The sequence below is a fragment of the Streptomyces sp. NPDC006655 genome (genome assembly GCF_040703965.1).
Classification (GTDB): Bacteria; Actinomycetota; Actinomycetes; order Streptomycetales; family Streptomycetaceae; genus Streptomyces.
Genome location: NZ_JBEYJU010000020.1, coordinates 1 through 15,735 on the forward strand (window position 1 = coordinate 1; position 15,735 = coordinate 15,735).

Sequence of the window (15,735 nt, forward strand, 5' to 3'; positions counted from 1 at the left end):
CCCTCTTCGGCACCCTCCTCGCCCTCGCCATCACCTTCGCCCGCATCTACGGATGCGGGGGTTTTCTGCGTTACAGGTCTTTGCGGCTTCAGAAGGTAACGTCCGCCGTCGTGACCGTACCGCCCTTTCGGCCCGGGGCCTCCTGCCACTGCCAGTAGAGGTTCGTGTGCGAGATGACCTGCTGCGGGGCCGGCGCACCGTACTGCGTGAGGTCCTCCGTGGTGTGGGCGTCGGAAACCAAGGTGGCGTCGTAGCCGCGGACGATCGCGCCGTGCAGGGTGGAGCGGATGCAGGCGTCCGTCTGCGCGCCGGTGACGACCAGCCGGCCCACCCCGCGCTCGGCCAGCACGGACTCCAGGTCGGTGGCCTCGAAGGAGTCGCCGTAGCGCTTGTGGACGAGGGGCTCGGTCGCCTCCCGGGTCAGCTCGGGGACGTACTCCCAGGGAGCGGTGTCCGGCTTCAGTTCGTCGCTGGAGTGCTGGACCCATATCACCGGGACCGCCTCGGAACGGGCCTTGGTGATCAGAGTGTTGATGTTGGCGATGACCTCGTCGCGGTTGTGGGAGCTGTTCACCACGCCGTTCTGCACGTCGACGATCAGCAGGGCGGTGTTCGGGCGGTTCGGCAGAGTCGTCATGACGTTCACGGTAGAGGGGGGCACTGACAGCAGGGTCCCGGTGAGCGTTAGCTTGGCCGCATGAGTGCTTCGACCAGCAGTGCATACGTCGTTCGTGCGATACGGGCCGACGAGTGGGAGGACGTCAAGCGGCTTCGGCTCGTCGCCCTGCGGGACCCGGCCGCGTACATCGCCTTCCTGGAGTCCTACGAGGAGGCGCTGGCCCGGCCCGACTCCTTCTACCAGGAGCGGGCCGCGCGGTCGGCGGAGGAAGCCGGTGCGGCACGGCAGTTCATCGCGGAGGCGGCGGACGGGACGTGGGTCGGTTCGGTGACCGTGCTGATCGAGGAGGCAGGGTCGACGGACTGGGCCGGATTCCCGGTCGAGCAGCGGCAGGGGCACGTCGTCGGGGTGTTCGTCCGGCCCGAGCACCGCGGGAACGGGCTGATCGGTGCGCTGTTCGACGCCGGGATCGACTGGGCGCGGGAACGCGGTGCGGAGCGGATACGGCTGCTGGTGCACGAGGACAACGCGCGGGCCCAGGGGGCGTACCGCAAGGCGGGGTTCGTGCCGAGTGGGGTCCTCGTGCCGTTCGACAAGAACGCGGCCGAGACCGAGGTGGAGTTCGTCCTGGACCGGTAGTCCTAGACCGGTAGCTCCCGGTGCGGCCAGCGGGACCGGGCCTGTTCGTGGGAGCGGAGCAGGGCGAGGGTCGGCAGGCCCTGGTCCGGGCCGGTGGCGAGCAGGTCGGGCAGCTGCGGGAGGGGGGCCACGGCCGCCACGTCGTCCAGGACCAGGGTGAGTGGTGGGTCGAGCCGACCGGAGGATGACCGTTCGGCCATGCGCCGGCCCTGCTCGACCACGCTTGAGACGAGGGCCGTCAGGAGGGGCATCGCGCCGGGGTTGGTCCTGGGGTCCTCGATGGATTCACCGACCACATAAAGCGTGCCCCCTTCATGCACGAAGGAATCCAAAGCGAGGGCATCGGATCGGTTGGGATTGCAGGCCTCGCGGATGTTGACGGTGAAGAGGGCGGCCAGGGCACGGGCCGTCAGTTCCTGGGCGATGTCCCGGCGTTCCGGGTGGGCGGTGAGAGCGGCCTCCAGTTCGCCCGCGGAGCCGGGGGCCGCCTTCGGATGGGTACGGAGGGTCCGTACGGCGTCCTGGACGCCCGTGCCCTGGGTCCAGCGGTGGACGTGGCGGACGGTGCGGTTCTCCAGGGCGGCGGCGTGCAGGTAGCTGCGCAGAAGGGTCTCGGCCGTCTCCGTGACCGCCTGGTCGATCTTCGCGGTGGGTTTCACGGGGGTGAGCAGGGACTGGGCGCGCAGGGCCGCGGTCGGTTTGTCCTCGCAGCCGGCCGTGGGCGACCAGTGGAAGCGGGCGGGGGTGTCGCAGAGGTGGTTCGGGTCGTAGAGGAGGACCGGGCCGAGTTTGGCCCTGGCGTCCTTGGTCTCGGACCAGACGGTGGGGTTGGAGGTGACGACGAGGGCGGGGCCTGCGGCGTCGCGGATGGCCTGGGTCGCGGTCGTCCGGCGGGTCTCGACGGGGGCGAGGTGGATCCTTTCCCACCCGCCCGCACGTTCACCGTCGGGGGAGGGGGGAGCGTAGAGACCGTCGGAGGCGAGGGCCGGAGGGAACTGCACGGTGGCGGGCGCGGGGAGGGCGGGGCTCGCGGGGGCCTGCTCGGTGTGGGCGGGCGTCGGGACGGCCGGGCTCGGGGCCTGGGAGGGGGCCTGGGCGGTCGCTCCTGCCGGGCCCGGGCCCGGGGTCGTGTCGGCCGGTGCCGTCTGACCGGCCCCCGTTGCCTGACCGGCCCCCGTCGTCTGACCGGCCGGCGTCACCAGCGCGGCTGTCGCCTTGCGGCTTCTTCGGGCCGCGCGCCAGCGGGTCACCGTGCCCAGCACGAACACGGTGAGGACCAGCAGGATCATCAGCTGGCCGAGGAACAGGCCCCAGAACAGGCCCCACCCCGACAACCGGGCCGCCGGTGTGTCCGGCCAGGCGCCGGGAAGGTCGTGCGGTTCGCCGATGAGGTGGCGCATCGCCGGTGGCGTGTGGGTGAGGGTGACCGTCGAGGGCCAGCTGCCGTGGGCGAACCAGGCGGCCAGTCCCGTCGCCGTCCACACCAGGACAGTGACGCCCAGCAGGAACCCGAGTATGCCGATCAGCAGGCCGTCGGGAACGCCGCCACCGCCGCGGTGTTCCCGCTCCTGCCGGGGGTCCGGTCTCACGCACGGCCTCCCTACGCCACCGTCGACTCGGAGTCGCCGAGGTGCTGTTCCACGAAGGCCGCCGCCCGCTCTTCCGCCTCCAGCTCGGCGGCGCGCAGCGCGTCGTCGGCTTCGGCCAGGTCGCTGGACGATTCGGTCATCGCGCGGTCGGTGAAGACGAGCGGGCGTTCCGTCTCGGTGACCAGGTGTTTGACCACCTGGACGTTGCCGTTGACGTCCCAGACCGCGATGCCGGGGGTGAGGGTGGGGATGATCTCCACGGCCCAGCGGGGCAGGCCCAGGACGCGGCCCGTCGCCCGTGCCTCGTCCGCCTTCTGGGCGTAGATCGTGCGGGTCGAGGCCATCTTCAGGATCGCCGCGGCCTCCTTGGCCGCGGCGCCGTCCACGACGTCGGAGAGGTGGTGGACGACCGCGACGAAGGACAGACCGAGGCGCCGGCCGAACTTCAGCAGGCGCTGGAAGAGCTGGGCCACGAACGGGCTGTTGATGATGTGCCAGGCCTCTTCCACCAGGAAGATGCGCTTCTTGCGGTCCGGGCGGATCCAGGTGTGTTCCAGCCACACGCCGACGATCGCCATCAGGATCGGCATGGCGATGGAGTTGCGGTCGATGTGGGACAGGTCGAAGACGATGAGCGGGGCGTCGAGGTCGATGCCGACCGTGGTGGGGCCGTCGAACATGCCACGCAGGTCACCGTCGACCAGGCGGTCCAGGACCAGGGCGACGTCCAGGCCCCAGGCCCGTACGTCGTCTATGGCGACGTTCATCGCCTCGGCGGACTCCGGTTCGGGGTGGCGCAGCTGCTCGACGATGTCCGTCAGGACGGGTTGGCGTTCGAGGATCGTCTCGTTGACGTAGGAGTGGGCGACCTTCAGGGCGAAGCCGGAGCGTTCGTCGAGGCCGTGGCCCATCGCCACCTCGATGATGGTGCGCAGCAGCGCGAGCTGGCCCGTCGTGGTGATCGAGGGGTCCAGCGGGTTGAGGCGGATGCCGTGGTTCAGGGCCGCGGCCGGGTCGAGCCGGATGGGGGTTATCCCCAGCTCCTCCGCGATGAGGTTCCACTCGCCGACGCCGTCCTCGCCCTGGGCGTCCAGGACGACGACCTGGCGGTCGCGGAAGCGCAGCTGCCGGAGGACGTAGGTCTTCTCCAGGGCCGACTTGCCGTTGCCGGACTCGCCGAGGACGAGCCAGTGCGGGGCGGGCAGTTGCTGGCCGTAGAGCTGGAAGGGGTCGTAGATGTAGCCCTTGCCGGAGTACACCTCGCGGCCGATGATCACGCCCGAGTCGCCCAGGCCGGGGGCGGCCGTGGGGAGATAGACCGCCTGGGCCTGGCCGGTGGAGGTGCGGACCGGGGAGCGGGTCGTCTCGACCTTCCCGAACAGGAAGGACGTGAAGGCTTCGGTGAGGACGGACAGCGGGTCCCTCATCAGCGCATCAGCCTCTACCTTCGGATTCCGGTGGCGAAGGGCAGTGTGTTCACGAAGGCGCGGTGGTGCTCGCGGTCGCACCACTCGAGTTTCAGGTACGACTTTCCGGCGGACGCCCTTATGGTGCGCTTGTCGCGGTTGAGGGCCTCGGGGGAGCGCGAGGAGACCGTGATGTAGCCGACCAGGTTGACGCCGGCGGCGCCGCTGGCCAGGTCCTCGCCGCGCTGGTCGAGGCGGTTGTGGGCGGCGATGTCGCGGGGGTCGACGGTCCGGTTCATCTTGGCGGCGCGGGACGCCTCCGCCTCGTCGTTGGTCTTCTCCGTGAGCATGCGCTCGATGGCGACCTCGGTGGGTTCGAGGTCCATGGTGACCGCGACCGTGCGGATGACGTCCGGGGTGTGGACGAGGAGCGGGGCCAGGAAGTTGACGCCGACCGGGGTCATCGGCCACTCCTTCACCCAGGCCGTGGCGTGGCACCAGGGTTCGCGGGTGGACGACTCGCGGGTCTTCGCCTGGAGGTAGGTCGGCTCCATGGCGTCCAGTTCGGCCGGCCAGGCGTTGCGCTGGGTCATCGCCTGGATGTGGTCGATGGGGTGGTCCGGGTCGTACATGGAGTGGATCAGGGAGGCGAGGCGGCCCTGGCCGAGGGGCTGCCGGACGCGGATGTCCGCTTCCTGGAGGCGGGAGCAGATGTCGGTGAGCTCGCGGGCCATGACGACGGCGAGCCCGGAGTCGCGGTCCAGTTTGCGGCCGGCCTGGGGGCGGGCGGCGCGGGCCATGGCGTGTGCCTCGGCGGCCAGTTCGCGGGAGTAGTGCATGCAGGCGACGAGGTAGGCGCGGTGCTGCTCGCTGCTGGTGGAGACCATGGACTGCAACTGGTCGTACGACTGCGCGAGCCAGCCCGGTGCCTTGTCGTCGCCGCGCTGGGCGACGTCCTTGGCGTGCGCGTCGGGGTCGGCGGGCAGGGTGCGGGCGAGCATCTGGAGGCGGGTGACGAAGCCGTCGCCGTTGGCCACGTGCTTGAGGAGGGTGCCGAAGCGGTCGACGAGGGCTTCCTGGTCCTCGGAGTCGCGCAGGCCGACGCCCGGGCCCTCGATCTCGATCGCGGCCGTGACCGTCTTGCGGTCGGCGTGCAGGAGTACGGCGATCTCGTCGGGGCCGAAGGGGGCGGCGAGCCAGCTGATACGGCCGATGCCGGGCGGCGGGCCGATCTCGACCTCCCGGCCGTCGATGCGGGTGCCGGCCTCGCTGGCGGCGGAGCGGTAGACGGTGCCCGAGCGCAGGGTGCGCTTGTAGCTGCGGTTGATCTCGAACCACTTGTAGAACGTGCGGCGCTTGTACGGCACGTAGACCGCGGCCAGCGCGAGCAGCGGGAAGCCCATCAGCAGGACGATGCGCAGGGAGAGGATCGGGACGAGGAGCCCGCACATCATGCCGAGGAACGCGCCGACGATGATCAGGCCGATCTCGCCGGACTCACGGTTGCGGCCGACGATCGCGTTCGGCCGGGCGCGGCCGATGAGATACGTACGGCGAGGCGTCATCGGATGGGACAGATGGGACTCGGTCGTCAACGCCCCTCACCTCCGGAGCTGTTGTTGCGGGTGTTGCTGGCGTGCGGGGTGTTCACCGGGCTGGGCGCGCGGGGCGCGGGGGCGGCGGAGGGGACGGATCCGCCGCCGCCGGTCGAGGCGCGGGTGCTGTGCGCGGCGACGCCGCCCGAGGCCGGGTTGGCGGGGCGGGCGGCGGAGGAGCCGCCGGAACCGCCGCCGCCGTTGTTGTCGGCGCGGGCGCTGTGGGTGCGGATGCCCTGGGCGACCAGGTTGGCGGGGCTGCTGATGACGGCGGCGGCCTTGCCTTCGGCGCCCTGCATGATGCGGTTGTTGCGGCCGTTCGCGATCTCGTCGCCGAAGCCGGGGACGAAGCGGTAGATCATCGCGCTGGCGAAGATGGCGAGCAGGATGATGGCGAGGCCGGAGACGACGGCGGAGAAGGCGTCGGGGCCGCCGTCGGAGGAGAGCGCGCCTGCGAGGCCCAGCACTATCACGATGACCGGCTTCACCAGGATGACGGCGATCATGATGCCGGCCCAGCGGCGGACGTGGCCCCACAGGTTCTTGTCGACGAGGCCGGCGTAGACGACGGTGCCGAGGAGGGCGCCGACGTAGAGGAGGGCGGCCCTGATGACCAGCTCCAGCCACAGGACGCCGGCGGCGAGGATGCTGACCAGGGAGACGACGATCAGCATGATGGGGCCGCCGCCGATGTCGGTGCCCTTGTTGAGGGCGCCGGAGAAGGTGCCGAAGAACACGTTCGTCTGGTCGCCGGTGGTTTTGGCGAGGACCTCGCTGACACCGTCCGTCGCGGAGACGACCGTGTAGAGGATCAGGGGGGTGAAGGCGGAGGCCATGACGGTCAGCCAGAGGAACCCGATGGCTTCCGAGATGGCGGTGCCGAGGGGGACGCCTCGCACCGCCCGCTTGGCCACGGCCAGCAGCCACAGCAGCAGGGTCAGGATCGTCGACGCGGCGAAGACGACGGCGTACTGCTGGAGGAACTTCTCGTTGGTGAAGTCGACGTTGGCGGTCTCCTTGACGGCACCGCTGAGCTTGTCGACGGTCCAGGAGGCGGCTTTGGCGCAGCCTTGGGCGAGGGAGGAGAGGGGGTCGAGGGTGGAGGTGAGGGGGTTGTCGGCTCCGCCGCTGTTGCCGCTGCCGGCGCCCTTTTCGCAGTAGTCCTTGGCGGGGCCGATCAGCAGACCGCAGGAGTCACTGCTCGGGGACGCCGAGGGAGAGGGCGACGGCGAGGCCGTGAGGCTGGTGGTGGGTGACGGTGTCGGGTCTGCCACGGCACGGGTCGCCAGCAGGACGACAGTGGTCTGCACGGTGGCCAGGACGCCGGTGAGCTTGAGTACGCGACGCGGGTTACCGGGCATAAGTGAACCCTCCGTACTGCTCGACGGCCTTGCTGATCTGGTCGGATGCGGCGGCCTGGTCGTCACCGGGAACCGGCGCCGGGCCGTCCTTCTGCGTGTCCGCGCTGATCTTCCAGTCGCCGTCGGCCCACTGCAGGTCGAAGGTCCAGGTCTTCCAGGTGGTGGTGACGGGGTTGGTCGAGGACGTCCCCGACATGCCGATGAGCCCGACGTACCACACGGAGACCTTGGCGTTGCTGTCGGCGTACTGTTCGGCCGTGGTGCCCACCGGGACCGTGCGGGACACGAAGGTGTCGCCCTTGGGTGCGTTGCCGTTCGCGTCGAGGCCCAGTTTGCTGAGGAAGCTCGCCGAGTAGGCCGTGTCCATGGCGGTCTGGAGTCTGCCGGCCGCGGCCGGCGTGTAGAGGGCGTTGACGATCCTGTGCCGGCTGTCCGTGTTGAACATGCCGGTCGAGCCCAGCGTCACCGCGTAGTTCGCCGCCGCGCTCTGAGCGCCCTGGCTGCTGTGGGCGAAGCCTGTGGGGATGTCGCCGCTCTTTGTTTCCACCGGCTTGGTTCCCGTTGCCGATGTGGGTGATGTCGTCGGCTGGCTGCCGCCGCCGTTGGTTGTCGTGGTCGACGACGAGTCGTTGGTGTCGCCGTCGCCTCTGTTCGCGAAGGCGATCGCCGCGATCAGGAGGACGACCACGCCGACGACCGTGACCAGGCTCCGTGAGGAGGAGCGGCCGCCGCGGCGGGAGGCGCCGCCGTAGGGGTCGTCGGGCAGGCGGGTGCGGGTGTGGCCGGTCTCCGGGTAGCCGGGCTCGTCTCCGAGGCTCATGCCGCGTACTCCCCCTCCACGTCGTACCGGAACGCGTAGCAGTACGACGGTAGCCGTGCTGGTTCCCGCGCGGGCGCGGTGTGGTGACTCGACATCAGGGAAACGCAACCTCGGAGCGGGGAAGGGTGAGGTCCAGGCGGCCTAGACGGCCATGCCGTACACGATGGTGAACAGGGTGCCGAGGGAACCGATGATGAAGACCCCGGTCAGTCCGGCGATGATGAGGCCCTTGCCCTGCTCGGCACTGAAGGTGTCGCGGAGAGCTGTGGCGCCGATGCGCTGTTTGGCGGCACCCCAGACGGCGATGCCGAGGCAGATGAGGATGGCCACGGCCATGACCACCTGGATCATCGTCTTCGCCTCGTTGCCCAGGCTGCCGAAAGGCCCCCAGTCCGGAGCGATTCCGCCGATGATGGTGTTGATGTCTCCCTTGTCGGCCGCGTAGAACATGTAAGTCACCGCCCCTGATGGGTAGTTCTGGCCGCCCCTGCCCGGTGCAGAGGTCACGCTCTATTCTCGCTGACAAAGCCGCCGGAGTATGTCGACTTGACGTCATTGATTGGCGGGTTTCGTACGAAAGGCTCGTCCGGTCACTCTGTGTATCACGGCAGGTCACGCCGGGCAATGAGGCCTGAGCGGAACCTGTCGTGTGGTTCCGTCGTTGACCCCTTTCATGACCTGGCGCGTTTCTGACGGCCGGTCGGGTGACGGATCGAGACGATGTTCTCACGGGGGTGACGGGGAAACGGCCGGTGGGCCCCGGCGCGAACGCCGGGGCCCACCGTGTGTCCTGAGACCGGGTCAGCCGGTGAAGGCGGTGACGCCCTCGGGGGTGCCCCAGCCGGTCGGGCCGTCGTAGCCGGTGGTGGCGGTGCAGAAGTACGAGGTGGTGCAGGTGCCGTTGTTGCCGCTGGTCACGTCGTTGAGGTTGGCGGTGCCGGCGTAGTTGTAGGGGAACTTCGCCGGGTAGGAGCCGCTGGACGGGGTGCCGGCGAGGGCGTAGACGCCCGCGATGATCGGTGCGGAGACGCTGGTGCCGCCGAAGGTGTACCAGCCGGCGGTGACGCCGTAGGAGTCGTAGACCGAGACGCCGGTCGCCGGGTCGGCCACCGCGGAGACGTCGGAGATCATGCGCCTGGTGCAGCCGGTGTCGGTCTGCCAGGTGGGCTTGGCGTCGTAGGCGGAGCAGCCGGAGCCGGTGCCCTCGGTGGAGCTGGTCTTCCAGACGGTCTCGGTCCAGCCGCGGGTGGTGGAGGACGTCGACAGCTTGGTGCCGCCCACCGAGGTCACGTACTTGGACGCGGCCGGGTACTCGGCCCCGTAGGCGCTGTCACCGGCGGAGACGGTGACGGCGACACCGGGGTGGTTGAAGTACGAGGAGTCGTACGAGGTGTCCGAGGAGGACTCGGAGCCGCCGTAGCTGTTGGAGACGAACTTGGCGCCGAGGGAGACCGCCTCGTTCACCGCGGTGCCGAGGTTGGCCATGGTGGCGCTGGTGGCCTCGACGAGCAGGATCTTGCAGTTGGGGCAGATCGCGGAGGCCATGTCGAGGTCGAGGGAGATCTCCTCGGACCAGCCGGCGTCGGAGGAGGGCAGCGAGGTGGTGGAGCCGGTCTGGCTGACCTTCTTGAAGCAGCCGTTGGCCGTGGTGCAGGCGGACAGGCCGTAGTACGAGCGGTAGGTCGCGAGGTCGGACTCGGCGTTCGGGTCGTTGTAGGCGTCGACGATCGCGATGGTCTCGCCCGAGCCGTTGGCGGACGCCGCGGAGGTCAGGCCGTAGGCCGAGCGGAGGTTGGCCGGGCTGTAGCCGGACGGGGTGGAGGCGTCGGCGGCCTTGGGGGTGATGCCGGTCCTCGCGGCCTGCTGCTTCTGGAAGGCGGTGAGGCCGCCGGTGACCCGGAAGGAGTTGCAGGCCAGCTCGCCCTTGTGTTGAGGGGTGGCGCACGGGGTCGCGGTGTAGGTCACCTTCGACGGGGCGGCAGGTGCCGCGGTGGCCTGGACGGCGGTGCCGAAGCCGGCGAGGGCGAGGGCGGCGGTGGCCGCCGCGGCGGTGGCGATACGGCGCCAGCCACCGCGGAGGGACGATCTGCTGGGGGGAGTGGAACGCATGCGTGCAGCCTCCTGATGTTCCTCAATGGGGTGGAACACTTCGAACAGGGGCAGTGCGGGTGCGATCTGGAACGGCGGTCCGCGAAGAGAATCCTTTGTTGAGTACGCGACAACAAGGGGTGTCGGGAATCCTGACTTCCGCATTGCCGAACGTGGCCTTCGCCTGACCCGCCGATGGCCGTCCGTTGTCCTGCGGGTGGCGGGTGCTTGATGCAACACACAGCAGATTCAAGGGAATTGCCAAGGCGGGAAAAGCGGTCGGGGACGAAAGACGGGCCACGGCCGGATGCCGTGGCCCGTCTCTCTTACCGTGCCGCCGAGGGGACCCCACGTCCCCCTCACAGTGGCGGCTCCCCGTGACCCGACGGGGAGGTCGATCGGTGAAGGGCTCAGCCGGTGAAGGCGCCGGTCCCCTCGGGGGTGCCCCAGCCGGTCGGGCCGTCGTAGCCCGACCGGGCGGTGCAGAAGTACGAGGTGGTGCAGGTGCCGTTGTTGCCGCTGGTGACGTCGTTCAGCGCCGAGGTGCCGGCCGCGTTGTACGGGTACTGGGCCGGGTAGTCGCTGCTGCCCGGGGTGCCCGCCAGGGCGTACACCGAGGCGATCAGCGGCGAGGAGGCGCTGGTGCCGCCGTAGGTGTTCCAGCCGGTGCCGTCGGCGCCGTAGGAGTCGTAGACGGAGACCCCGGTGGCCGGGTCGGCGACCGCGGAGACGTCGGCGATCATGCGCTTCGAGCAGCTCGCGTCGGTCTGCCAGCTGGGCTTGGCGTCGTAGGCGGAGCAGCCGGAGCCGGTGCCCTCCGTGCTCGACGTCTTCCACACCGACTCGGTCCAGCCGCGGCTGTTGGAGGAGGTGGACAGCTTGGTGCCACCGACGGCGGTCACGTACCGGGAGGCGGCCGGGTACTCGGCGCCGTAGCCCTCGTCACCGGCGCTCGCGGTGATGGCCACGCCCGGGTGCTTGTAGTACGAGGTGTCGTACGTCGTGTCCGAGGAGGACTCGGAGCCGCCGTAGCTGTTGGAGACGAACTTGGCGCCCAGCTTGACGGCCTCGTTCACCGCGGCGCCCAGGTTGGCGTCGCTCGCGGACTTGGCCTCGACCAGCAGGATGTTGCAGTTCGGGCAGGTCGCGCTGACCACGTCGAGGTCGAGGGACTCCTCACCGGCCCAGCCGCTGTCGGCGGAGGGCAGCGAGGTGGTGGAGCCGGTCTGGGAGACCTTGGTGAAGCAGCCGTTGTCCGAGGTGCAGTCCGGCAGGCCGTAGTACGAGCGGTAGGTGGCGAGGTCCGCCTCGGCGTTCGGGTCGTCGTAGGCGTCGACGATCGCGACGGTCTCGCCCGAGCCGTTGGCGGCGGCGGCGTCGGTCAGGCCGTACGCCGACTGGATGTCCGAGGGGCCGTATCCGGTGGGGGAGTCGGACGCGGCGTGCGGCTTGATGGTCCTGGGCGCGATGCCCTTGACCGCGGCCTGCCTCTCCATGAAGGCGGTGGTGCCGCCGGTGACACGGAGGGCGTCGCAGGCGGCGAATCCCTTCTTCGGGGTGGCGCCGCAGGCGGCCTTCTCGTACTGGACGTGGGCCTTCGCCACCTGGGCGGCGATGGCCTTGGTGCTGACCTTGGGGGTGGCGGTCGCGGGGGCGGCGGTGGCATGGGCCGCGGTGCCGAGGCCGGCGGCGGCGAGCGCCGCGGTGGCCGCGAACGCGGTGCCGAGCCGGCGCCATCTACCGCTGGTGTGGGGGGAGCTGGGGGTGGACGTACGCAACGTACAGCCTCCTGGAAGAGGGGACAGAGGCCTGCGGGTGGGGGGGACCACCGGGGTGGTTTCCGGTGGGGGCGGCGGCCCGCGTCGACCATCGCGTTGTTGGGTACGCGACAACAAGATGGGTTTCGGAAACCTGACTTCCGCGTTACCCAAGGGCGGCGCGGGCTTACTGATCAATGGCCGCCGGATGGCCGGAAGTTGGGGTCCGATTGACCCGGAGGGCCGAAGGGGGCGCCGGGCAATGCGCGTTGACGGCGCATCGGGGGGGCGTAATGATCCTGTGTCAGCGGGGCTTGAGGCCGTGCAGCAGGAGATGGACGTGGCTCTCCAGGTCGGCCAGGGCCTCGTCCGCGGGCAGGGCGCCGGCGGCTATGAGGCTGGCGAGGCCGTGGATGCCGGCGGCGGCGGCGAGGGTGAGCCGTTCCGGGTCGCCCTCGATGATCTCGCCGCGCCGCTGGGCCTCCGCGGTCAGCCGGACGAAGGACCCCATGGACATGTCGACGGCTTCGGCCAGCCGTGCGTCGATGTCCGGGTCGTGCTTGCGGGCGAACATCAGCGCCAGCAGCTCGGGGTTCTCGACGGCGAAGCCGAGATAGGCCCGGGCGAGCGAGGTCAGGCGGGGCTCCAGGGCGGCTTCGGGCAGGTCCGCCGTGGCCAGGGCGCGGTTCAGGCGGTCGTAGCCGCTGAGCGCGAGCGCGTCCAGCAGGGCCTGCTTGTCCTTGAAGTGCCGGCCGGGAGCGGCGTGGCTCACCCCGATGTCACGGGCCAGCTCGCGCAGGGACAGGGCGGCGGTGCCCTTCTCGCGCAGGGTGCGCTCGGCGCTGGTGAGCAGGGCGGCGCGCAGGTCTCCGTGGTGGTAGGGGCGGCTTTGCGGCATGGAGGCCATGGTATCCCGATGTTGCCGCTGCCATCTTTGTAGACGCTGTCAGCTTTGTTGGCGCCGTCATCTTTGTTGTCGTTGACACCATTGTTGTCGACGCCTACATTGACGCCATGGCTGAGAAGAAGCACAAGTGGAACGTGAACGACCTCCCTGACCTCTCCGGCAAGACCGCCGTGGTCACCGGGGCCAACAGCGGCCTGGGCCTGGCGGCCACGGACGCGCTGGCGCGGGCGGGCGCCCATGTGGTGCTCGCGGTGCGGGACACCGAGCGCGGCCGGGCCGCCGCGGCGAAGGTGTCCGGCAGCACGGAGGTGCGCCGGCTGGACCTGGCCGACCTGTCCTCGGTGCGGGAGTTCGCGGACGGCTGGGACCGCCCGCTGGACCTGCTCATCAACAACGCGGGCGTGATGATGCTGCCGGAGCAGCGCACCGCCGACGGCTTCGAGATGCAGTTCGGCACCAACCATCTGGGCCACTTCGCGCTGACGAACCTGCTGCTGCCGCACGTCACCGACCGGGTGGTGACCGTCTCCTCCGGTCTGCACCGCGGCGGCGACGGCGTGATCCACTTCGACGACGTCAACCTGCGCGGCACCTACACCCCGACCCGCGCCTACGCCCAGTCCAAGCTGGCCAACCTGTTGTTCGTCCTGGAGCTCCAGCGCCGTCTCACGGAGGCCGGTTCCCGGGTCCGCGCGCTCGCGGCGCACCCCGGCTACGCGGCGACCAACCTGCAGAGCCACCACGCCAACCCGCTCGCCCGGCTGGGTATGGGCCTCGGCAACCGGCTGCTCGCCCAGGACGACCGCGCCGGCACCCTGCCCACGCTGTACGCGGCGACCCAGGACCTGCCCGGTGCGAGCTACGTCGGTCCCGACGGCCTCGGGGAGATGCGGGGCGCGCCGACGCTGGTCGGCCGCAGCCGGGCGGCGAGCGACCCGGCGGCGGCACGCCGGCTGTGGACGCTCTCGGAGGAGATGACCCAGGTCACCTGGCCGCTCGGGGCACGGGCCCTGTAACGCACGGACTGCGCAACGCACGGACTGCGCAACGCACGGACTGCGCAACGCACGGACTGCGCAACGCACAGGCCGCGCAACGCACGGGCCCCGCACCCCGCGGGCTCGGTGAACGCGTGGGCCCTGTGAACGTCCGGGGGAGTGAACGCCCAGGTGGTGGACGCCCGGCGAGCCCGGCGCCGGACCTGGATACGGTGAGCCGACACGACGTGGACGACGGCTTCCCGGGAGGTGGCGGTATGACCGCCGGCGCCGTGGACTTCTCCCTGACCGGACGTACGGCCCTGGTGACCGGCTCCGTGCGGGGGCTCGGTCTGGAGATGGCGCGGGGCCTGGCGGCGGCCGGGGCGCGGGTGGTGCTCAACGGGCGGGACACGGGGGCACTGGAGGCGGCGGTGGCCCGGCTGCGTGCCGACGGCCTGGACGTGGTCGGCGTGGCGTTCGACGTGACCGACCGGGCGGCGGCCGAAGAGGCGGTGACCGCCGTCGGCGCCCTCGACATCCTGGTCAACCACGTGGGCCACCGGGACCGCAGGGGCGTCGAGGAGATGACCCCGGACGAGCTGTCGGCGCTGCTCGACACCCATCTGACCTCGGCGTACGCGCTCAGCCAGACGGTGGCCCGGGGCCTGGCCGCGCGGGGCACGCCGGGCCGCATCATCAACGTCTCCTCCGTGGTCGGCCAGTTGGGCCGCACCGGTGACGTCGCCTACGCCACGGCGAAGGCGGGCCTGGACGGCCTGACCCGGGCCCTGGCTGCCGACCTCGGCCCGAGCGGTACGACGGTGAACTCGGTGGCGCCGGGCACGTTCGCCCCGTACGCCGATGCCGATGCCGATGCCGATGCCTGCGCCGACGCGGACCCGGCCGCGGACCCGGAGTGGGGGACCTGGCTGCGGACCCGGACCGCCCTGGGGCGCTGGGGCCGCCCGGCGGAGATCGCGGGGATCGTCGTCTTCCTCGCGAGCGGGGCTGCTTCCTTCATCACGGGGCAGACGATCGCGGTGGACGGTGGGATGACCACGACGTTCTGAGCAGGGCCGTCCGAGGCGGGTACGGACGGCCGCGCGGGCGGTTCACAGAAAAATCTCAGTGAAGTCGGGGAAGGTTTCTCACCTTCGTGGGACACAGTGGAGCCTGATGAAGCGCACCTCACGCATCTACGTCACCACGCGCCGCGTCGCACTCTGCGCGGTGATGGTCCTGGCCGCCACCTCGGCCTCCGTGGCCGCCGCCGACGAGGCGGCGGGTCCGTTCGGGGTGACCGCGGTGGTGGGGGCCACCGCCGCCGGTGCCAAGGTCGGGGCGCTGTTCAGCGCGGACAAGGCCGGCAGCCTGTCCGGCAACCACTTCTGCACCGCCTCCGTCGTGCACAGCCCGCAGCGGGACCTCATCGTCACCGCCGCGCACTGCGTCGACGGGGACGACGGCACGAACCTGGTGTTCGTGCCCGGCTACCGGGACGGGGTGGCGCCGTACGGGGTGTGGAAGGTCGGCCGACGGTATCTGCCGGACGGCTGGTCGCACGGCCAGGACGAGGACAGCGACGTCGCCTTCGCCGCCGTGGACGAGCTGGGCGGCAAGCGCATCGAGGACGTCACCAGGGCCAACCGGTTCGCCACCGGCGTCGCCACCGGGGCCACCGCCGTGACCGTCATCGGGTACCCCGACTCCCGTGAGGTGCCGATCAGCTGCACCAACAAGCCCCTCGCCCACAGCTCCACCCAACAGCGCATCGACTGTCCCGAGTTCACCGGCGGCACCAGCGGGAGTCCCTGGGTGAACGGCGACCACGAGGTGGTGGGGGTGCTGGGCGGCCACGAGCAGGGCGGCGCCACGGCCGACACCTCGTACAGCGTGGTGCTCGGGAGCGAGGCCGCCGAGCTGTACCGGGACGCCACCAGCCGGTGAAACGGCGTCAGGCGCGCCTTCCTGCTG

The 15,735-nt window shown here is 70.7% G+C and carries 14 protein-coding genes; 4 read left to right on the top strand and 10 right to left on the bottom strand.

Annotated elements, in window-relative coordinates; translation table 11 throughout:
• Positions 1-88 precede the first annotated feature (88 nt).
• On the bottom strand, positions 89-637 hold the full coding sequence (locus AB0958_RS14185) for an isochorismatase family protein (protein ID WP_366890681.1): 549 nt from the start codon (positions 635-637) through the stop codon (positions 89-91).
• Between the two features lie 60 nt (positions 638-697).
• On the opposite strand from AB0958_RS14185, the gene AB0958_RS14190 reads away from it, so the two are divergent.
• Complete coding sequence (locus AB0958_RS14190) at positions 698-1,258, top strand: GNAT family N-acetyltransferase (RefSeq protein ID WP_366890682.1); 561 nt, start codon at positions 698-700, stop codon at positions 1,256-1,258.
• 2 nt (positions 1,259-1,260) lie between these two features.
• Here the strand turns inward: AB0958_RS14190 and AB0958_RS14195 are convergent, their stop codons facing one another.
• From AB0958_RS14195 to AB0958_RS14235, 9 genes are all read right to left on the bottom strand, one after another.
• The gene (locus AB0958_RS14195; protein ID WP_366890683.1) at positions 1,261-2,847 is read right to left on the bottom strand and encodes a type VI secretion protein; all 1,587 of its coding nucleotides are present in this window, start codon (positions 2,845-2,847) and stop codon (positions 1,261-1,263) included.
• An 11-nt stretch (positions 2,848-2,858) separates the two neighbouring features.
• Complete coding sequence (locus tag AB0958_RS14200; RefSeq protein ID WP_366890684.1) at positions 2,859-4,274, bottom strand: ATP-binding protein; 1,416 nt, start codon at positions 4,272-4,274, stop codon at positions 2,859-2,861.
• A gap of 14 nt (positions 4,275-4,288) precedes the next feature.
• Complete coding sequence (locus tag AB0958_RS14205) at positions 4,289-5,848, bottom strand: SCO6880 family protein (RefSeq protein WP_358984322.1); 1,560 nt, start codon at positions 5,846-5,848, stop codon at positions 4,289-4,291.
• Positions 5,845-7,209: a hypothetical protein gene (locus AB0958_RS14210; RefSeq protein WP_366890685.1), complete on the bottom strand. Its 1,365-nt coding sequence runs from the start codon at positions 7,207-7,209 to the stop codon at positions 5,845-5,847. The genes AB0958_RS14205 and AB0958_RS14210 overlap by 4 nt, the downstream gene beginning before the upstream one ends.
• On the bottom strand, positions 7,199-8,029 hold the full coding sequence (locus AB0958_RS14215) for a hypothetical protein (protein WP_366890686.1): 831 nt from the start codon (positions 8,027-8,029) through the stop codon (positions 7,199-7,201). Before AB0958_RS14215 ends, AB0958_RS14210 begins: the two co-directional genes overlap by 11 nt.
• 141 nt (positions 8,030-8,170) lie before the next feature.
• Complete coding sequence (locus tag AB0958_RS14220; RefSeq protein WP_046732870.1) at positions 8,171-8,479, bottom strand: hypothetical protein; 309 nt, start codon at positions 8,477-8,479, stop codon at positions 8,171-8,173.
• Between the two features lie 351 nt (positions 8,480-8,830).
• Complete coding sequence (locus AB0958_RS14225; protein WP_366890687.1) at positions 8,831-10,138, bottom strand: S53 family peptidase; 1,308 nt, start codon at positions 10,136-10,138, stop codon at positions 8,831-8,833.
• A gap of 389 nt (positions 10,139-10,527) precedes the next feature.
• Positions 10,528-11,895 (bottom strand): S53 family peptidase, encoded by a 1,368-nt coding sequence (locus tag AB0958_RS14230; protein WP_366890688.1) that lies wholly within the window; start codon positions 11,893-11,895, stop codon positions 10,528-10,530.
• Between the two features lie 283 nt (positions 11,896-12,178).
• Complete coding sequence (locus AB0958_RS14235) at positions 12,179-12,781, bottom strand: TetR/AcrR family transcriptional regulator (protein ID WP_366890689.1); 603 nt, start codon at positions 12,779-12,781, stop codon at positions 12,179-12,181.
• Positions 12,782-12,888: 107 nt separating this feature from the next.
• Between AB0958_RS14235 and AB0958_RS14240 the strand changes: the two genes are divergently transcribed.
• The 3 genes from AB0958_RS14240 (at position 12,889) to AB0958_RS14250 (ending at position 15,708) form a co-directional block, all read left to right on the top strand.
• Complete coding sequence (locus tag AB0958_RS14240; RefSeq protein WP_366890690.1) at positions 12,889-13,797, top strand: oxidoreductase; 909 nt, start codon at positions 12,889-12,891, stop codon at positions 13,795-13,797.
• A 239-nt stretch (positions 13,798-14,036) separates the two neighbouring features.
• Positions 14,037-14,831 (top strand): SDR family oxidoreductase, encoded by a 795-nt coding sequence (locus AB0958_RS14245; protein WP_366890691.1) that lies wholly within the window; start codon positions 14,037-14,039, stop codon positions 14,829-14,831.
• 106 nt (positions 14,832-14,937) lie between these two features.
• Positions 14,938-15,708 (top strand): trypsin-like peptidase domain-containing protein, encoded by a 771-nt coding sequence (locus AB0958_RS14250; RefSeq protein WP_366890692.1) that lies wholly within the window; start codon positions 14,938-14,940, stop codon positions 15,706-15,708.
• Positions 15,709-15,735: the final 27 nt, after the last annotated feature.